The organism is Pseudomonas sp. HY13-MNA-CIBAN-0226, assembly GCF_040310305.1.
GTDB classification, from domain to species: domain Bacteria; phylum Pseudomonadota; class Gammaproteobacteria; order Pseudomonadales; family Pseudomonadaceae; genus Aquipseudomonas; species Aquipseudomonas gregormendelii.
The window spans coordinates 1-377 of record NZ_JBEOPS010000091.1 but is presented as its reverse complement, the minus strand read 5'-3'; the positions used below and the strand labels follow the sequence as shown (position 1 = coordinate 377).

The following is a 377-nucleotide window of genomic DNA, read 5'->3' as shown; positions in this document are numbered from 1 at the left end:
GCACTGCACTCAAGCCCGCGGCAAGGCCACTGTCATCGCCACCCACGGAGGTCACGATCAAGCCGTCGACGCGTTTTTCCAGCAACACGCGCAAGTAGCTGCGCTGTTTCTCTGCGTCGTCATCCGAGTTGCAAAGGATCACGCAATAGCCATTACGCTCGCAGTAATCCTCGATACCCCGGGCCAGTTCAGCAAAATATGGGTTGAGGCTGTTGGGCACCAGCAGGCCGATGGTCGCCGTGGTCTTGGCCTTGAGCGAGCGTGCGACGGCACTGGGCACGTAGTCCAACTGCTTGATCGCCGCCTCGACCTTGATGCGTACCGGCTCGCTCACCGGGCGCGTCTTGTTCACCACATGGGACACGGTGGTGTAGGAA

Annotated in this window: 1 protein-coding gene; it reads right to left on the bottom strand. The window is 60.5% G+C overall.

Annotation, left to right across the window (positions count from 1 at the left end; all coding sequences use genetic code 11):
- Positions 1-377: LacI family DNA-binding transcriptional regulator (locus AAEZ05_RS27895; protein ID WP_350649783.1), on the bottom strand; the 377-nt coding region annotated here is incomplete at both ends.